This window comes from Sphingobacterium sp. IITKGP-BTPF85, from assembly GCF_001006065.1.
Lineage (GTDB): Bacteria > Bacteroidota > Bacteroidia > Sphingobacteriales > Sphingobacteriaceae > Sphingobacterium > Sphingobacterium anhuiense.
This window is the reverse complement of the sequence record NZ_ASZT02000224.1, coordinates 1-5,159: the sequence shown is the minus strand read 5'-3', so window position 1 is coordinate 5,159 and position 5,159 is coordinate 1. Positions and strand designations below refer to the sequence as shown.

The following is a 5,159-nucleotide window of genomic DNA, read 5'->3' as shown; positions in this document are numbered from 1 at the left end:
AAAATCTTGATCCAGAATCACCTGTTGGAAATCAATGGTGGTCCCAAGGTGTAGATGTAGGTTCTAATGCTGCAACTAGAAGTTTCGGGTTTTCATTAAATGCTAATTTTTAATCGTAATTAATCATGAATAAATCATTTTATATCCTATTATTTTTAACGCTATCTACCCTTGGGTTTACAGGATGTAAATCACAATTGGAAGATGCGTTTAACAATCCCGATCAAACCACTGATGCTAGTATACCTGGCTTTTTTGCAGATTTGTTAAACAACGATAGAGTTCGCCCATCTTATTGGCATTACAGAACATTTATTTTATCCAATCAAACAATATACAGCCAAACATCGTCTTTTATACCGAACAATACGATGTACCAGCCAAATGACAGTTATTCCTATGGCTATTGGACAGATTTCTATGCTCCGGGCGTATTGGGTGTCTATCGGAAGATGGAAGCTGCGTATGCAGAATTAAGCCAAGAAAATCAAGCGAAAGAAGAAATTTTCCTTCAAGCAGGTAAAGTTGTCATGTACGATGAAGCATCAAAACTCATTGACAATTATGGTGATATTCCATTTTCAGAAGCTGGGAGTCTACCTTTAACAAGTATTGCAAAAAAAGCAAAATTCGATGATCAAAAAGAACTGTATTATTCTTTCATAGACGATCTGAAAGAAATTAACACTTATTTTAGCAAAGCGGCAACGACCGGTGATTTTTCTAAGTTTGATATTTTAAATGCCGGTAGTCTTAACAAATGGAGACGGTATACCAACTCTTTACGTTTACGCTTATTAATGCGAATTTCAAATGTAGACGAAAGTAAAGCTAAAACAGAAGTTTTAGAAATGTTGAATGATCCAGGCACATACCCGCTAGTTGACGGTTCTGCTAATGCAAACTACGTTCCTGGTAGTACAGATATTTTGCTTCAACCATTAACAACATACACAGGAACATTACGTGATGCATTAACAGAGGGCAATAATCAATATGCTACAGATTACATGCTAAATAAAACAATGAAACCTGCTGATGACCCACGTATCCCTGTATTTTATGATAAATTCGGTGTGAGAAAAGATGGTATATTTACCCCAAATAAGGAATATAATGCCATGCCTATAACCTTCACTGAAAATGACATATTAACAAATTACCAAAAATATGCAGTATTGGATTCAGCAACATTCTTTGATAACGCAAAACTTCCAGGTATAGTTGCAACAGCATCTGAGACAAACTTTGCTAAAGCTGAGGCTTTTTTAAGATGGGGAAATGACACAGATGCGAAAGTCGCTTATGATCTAGCCCTTAAGCAATCCGTTACTTTCTATTATTATCTTAATAATTTAAATACATCTGGCTTAAAAACAGAAACAAAGCCTACCGATGCCGTAATAACTAATTTCGTTGACAATTCAACAGCTAAATATAGTGGAAACTCAACGCAAAAATTAGAATTGATTTTAACTCAAAAATGGCTGCATTACGGATTCTTACAAGCACAACATGCATGGTCTGAATACAGAAGAACTGGCTATCCAAAAATTACGATATTAACAGCCGGAGCAGCGAATTATTCGACTCTTCCATTAAGATTTTTATATCCTACAGGAGAGATCTCTGTTAACTCCGAGAATTACGAAGCTGTTCGTTCAAAAGACACGCGTGATACCAAAATCTTTTGGGATGTAAATTAATTAAATCCACAATATACCGATTGAAAGCCGCCAAATGGCGGCTTTCTTTTTATCATTTTAACTATATTTATACATGCTAACATTAAAAATAATTATATCAACTGTGCTAATAGCAACAACAGCTACAGTAGCATTTGGTCAGGCCCATAATGTATCTTCTGGTTACCAAAAACCAACAGACCCATTAGTTATTGAAAACCTAGAACAGTGGCAGGACATGAAATTCGGACTTTTTATGCACTGGGGCACGTACAGTCAATGGGGTATCGTCGAAAGCTGGAGCTTATGTCCGGAAGATGAAGGTTGGACACAACGTAAACCAGAGCATGGAAAAAACTATTTTGATTATGTGAAAAATTACGAAAACTTACAAAAATCATTCAACCCAACACATTTCGATCCTAAAAATGGGCAGATGCGACAAAAGCTGCTGGTATGAAATATGTGGTATTTACAACAAAACACCATGATGGATTTGCCATGTTTGACACGAAAGAGTCTGACTACAAAGTTACCTCGCCCAATACACCATTTTCAAAGAATCCGAAAGCAAATATCACTAAAGAAATTTTCAACTCCTTCCGTAACGATGGTTTTAAAATAGGTGCTTATTTTTCGAAACCTGATTGGCATACCGATTTTTATTGGTGGAACTATTTCCCGCCTAAAGACCGTAACGTGAATTACGATCCGCAAAAACATCCTGAAAGATGGGAGAAGTTTAAAAACTATACCTACAACCAATTGAACGAGTTGACGTCTGAATATGGAAAAGTGGATATTTTATGGCTAGACGGCGGTTGGGTAAGACCGTTCAAAACCATTGACCAATCTGTTGACTGGCAACGAACCATTAAGGTAGAACAAGATATTGATATGGACCGTATCGGTAATATGGCACGTAAGAACCAACCCGGCATCATTGTCGTCGACCGTACTGTACCGGGTAAGTGGGAAAATTATGTCACACCGGAACAGGCCATCCCAGAACATACATTAGACATCCCGTGGGAGAGTTGCATCACCATGGGTAACTCTTTTAGTTATGTTCCTAATGATCAGTACAAGCCCACTAAAAAAATTGTAGAAACTTTGATCAAAATTATCGCACGAGGAGGCAATTATTTAATGAACATCGCGCCTGGACCAAATGGGGACTACGACCAAGCTGCGTATGACAGATTAAAAGAATTAGCTTCGTGGATACAGATCAACCAAGGCGCAATATATGCTACCCGTCCAGTCGCTCCCTATCACGAAGGAGATTATTACTATACCAGAAGTAAGGATAGCAAGACCGTCAATGTTTTCCATATTGTAGAAGGCGACAGCTATCAACAACCAACTGAGTTTACATTCAATGTTCCAGATAATTTCAAAATTAAAGACATGAGTATCTTAGGCCACAAAGGAAAATTGAAATGGACACAAAAGGAAAATAAAATTATTGTTAAGAATCCAAGCACAAAATTAAACTATGCTACCGTTATTCAATTAAAATCGAAATAAGGTTTTAACAATAAATAACTACATAAAACCTACTGCATCTGATCCTGCAGTAGGTTTTTTTTGCCCATCTTTCCGAATCCTGTTACAATTTTTCGAAACATATATCTCTTCTCAAAAAATAGTTTTAAAATAATAAAATCTCCCAAAAATTTTAAATTCCCCATTTTATTCCTTACAAAATATTGAAATCTTAATCAAAATATCTTAAAGAGATTAAAATGATATTAATTCCCGTTATTAAGAAAATTCACTTATTAAAAAAAGTAAAAAGTATTTGCATCTTAATAATATAACTGTAACTTTACTATTACGGAAAACCAATCCAATTATGAATAACCAGATTATAAAAGCAATATACTTTCAAAAACTGCAATCGATTGCGCAGTTGAGTAAGACATTTAATAAGAGTATTCCACTCATTACAAAGTCAGTAAATTCATTACTTGAAATGAATTTAATTGAAGGTAATGACCTTGCAGCATCTACTGGTGGAAGAAGAGCTATTCAATTTAAAATAAATAACAATTTAAACACTTATACTTTAGTTATAGCATTAGACCAATTCTACACTTCCATTTACATATTTGATCTAGAAAATAACGTGATTGCAGAAAATGTCGATAACTATAATCCCTTAAAAAATAGCACTAAAGCTTTAGAGACAATTATCAGTCTAACAGAAGCCATCATTGTTGAATCAAAAATTCCTGTTACCGATTTCTTAGGTATGGGCATTAGTATGCCTGGCTTCGTTGATACAGAGAAAGGTATTAATGATTCGTATGATAAACAATCGAAGCTATATCATATTAAAAAGCACATATCTGATCATTTTAACATACCAACCATCATTGAAAATGACTCCACCTGTATTGCTTTTTCAGAACAAAAATTTGGTGCTGCTAAAAATATAAAAAGTTCTTTAGTCATTAATCTCAACTGGGGTGTGGGTTTGGGTATGATCGTGAACGACCAAATATTCAAAGGATCAAGCGGTTACGCCGGCGAGTTCAGTCATATTCCACTCAGTGACAGTAACGAATTATGCTCCTGCGGAAAAAAAGGCTGTCTTGAAGTAGAAGCGTCTCTTACCGCGGCAGTAAAAAACGTGCAGACAGCAATTAATGCTGGAGAAAAATCAAGCTTAGAAGGTGATCAGCACAATAATCTGTTAGCTCAGGGTGATGCATTATTAGAAAGTGCGCTAAATGGCGATCAATTAGCTGTCGCCAATCTCGGAAAAATAGGTTATATGCTAGGAAAAGGAATAGCGACATTAATTCATATCCTCAATCCTGAAGCTATTATCATTAGTGGCAGAGGAGCTCGGGCAGGAACCATTTTAATGCCTCAGATCCAAACCGCAATCAACGAATTTTGTATTCCACGATTAGCACAGGCCACACAACTAAAAATATCTGATACCAATAAACAGGCACAGAGTCTAGGAACTTCAGCCTTTATTATAGACAATTTTATACAAACACTTTTTCACACAAACTAATCACACTTATAAACCATTCGTTATGAGTTATTTTTACAAAAAAAGTGCGGGATTGGCATTATGCACCTTATTTAGTGCATCCTCCCTTTTCGCACAGCAATCTATTACCGGGAGAGTAACAGATGCAAAAGGACCAGTCGCCGGTGTAACAGTTTCCGTAAAAGGAACAGCTCGCGGAACACAGACGGACACCAATGGTAGTTTTACAATTCAAGCCTCACAAGGCGAAACTTTACGTTTTTCCAATATTGGCTACAAGTCAACAGAAATTGTAGTTGGTTCAACTAAAACGGTTAATGCTACTTTAACAGAAGATGCTTCAGCACTGGATGAAGTTGTTGTAACCGCAATGGGTATAAAAAGAGCCCCTAAAGAGCTGGGACTATGCCAGTGAGTACAGTTGGAGCTGAAGAGCTTACCAAACAGGAAGTCCTAACTTG

General features: G+C 36.2%; 3 protein-coding genes and 1 pseudogene. All 4 read left to right on the top strand.

Annotated features, from left to right (window positions below; genetic code table 11):
• Positions 1 to 125: 125 nt before the first annotated feature.
• The 4 genes and pseudogenes from L950_RS24120 (at position 126) to L950_RS24105 (ending at position 5,113) form a co-directional block, all read left to right on the top strand.
• Entirely contained in the window at positions 126 to 1,706 is a 1,581-nt protein-coding gene (locus L950_RS24120) for a SusD/RagB family nutrient-binding outer membrane lipoprotein (RefSeq protein ID WP_021187966.1), read from the top strand.
• A 73-nt stretch (positions 1,707 to 1,779) separates the two neighbouring features.
• Positions 1,780 to 3,215: pseudogene (locus L950_RS24115) on the top strand (alpha-L-fucosidase).
• Positions 3,216 to 3,543: 328 nt separating this feature from the next.
• Positions 3,544 to 4,719 (top strand): ROK family protein, encoded by a 1,176-nt coding sequence (locus tag L950_RS24110; RefSeq protein WP_021187964.1) that lies wholly within the window; start codon positions 3,544 to 3,546, stop codon positions 4,717 to 4,719.
• A 22-nt stretch (positions 4,720 to 4,741) separates the two neighbouring features.
• On the top strand, positions 4,742 to 5,113 hold the full coding sequence (locus L950_RS24105; RefSeq protein WP_021187963.1) for a carboxypeptidase-like regulatory domain-containing protein: 372 nt from the start codon (positions 4,742 to 4,744) through the stop codon (positions 5,111 to 5,113).
• Positions 5,114 to 5,159: the final 46 nt, after the last annotated feature.

What these genes read in the sequence shown, in the direction of transcription:
- L950_RS24120 (WP_021187966.1), top strand. Translation starts at nt 126, where the DNA reads ATGAATAAATCATTTTATATCCTATTATTTTTAACGCTATCTACCCTT.
- L950_RS24110 (WP_021187964.1), top strand. Translation starts at nt 3,544, where the DNA reads ATGAATAACCAGATTATAAAAGCAATATACTTTCAAAAACTGCAATCG.
- L950_RS24105 (WP_021187963.1), top strand. Translation starts at nt 4,742, where the DNA reads ATGAGTTATTTTTACAAAAAAAGTGCGGGATTGGCATTATGCACCTTA.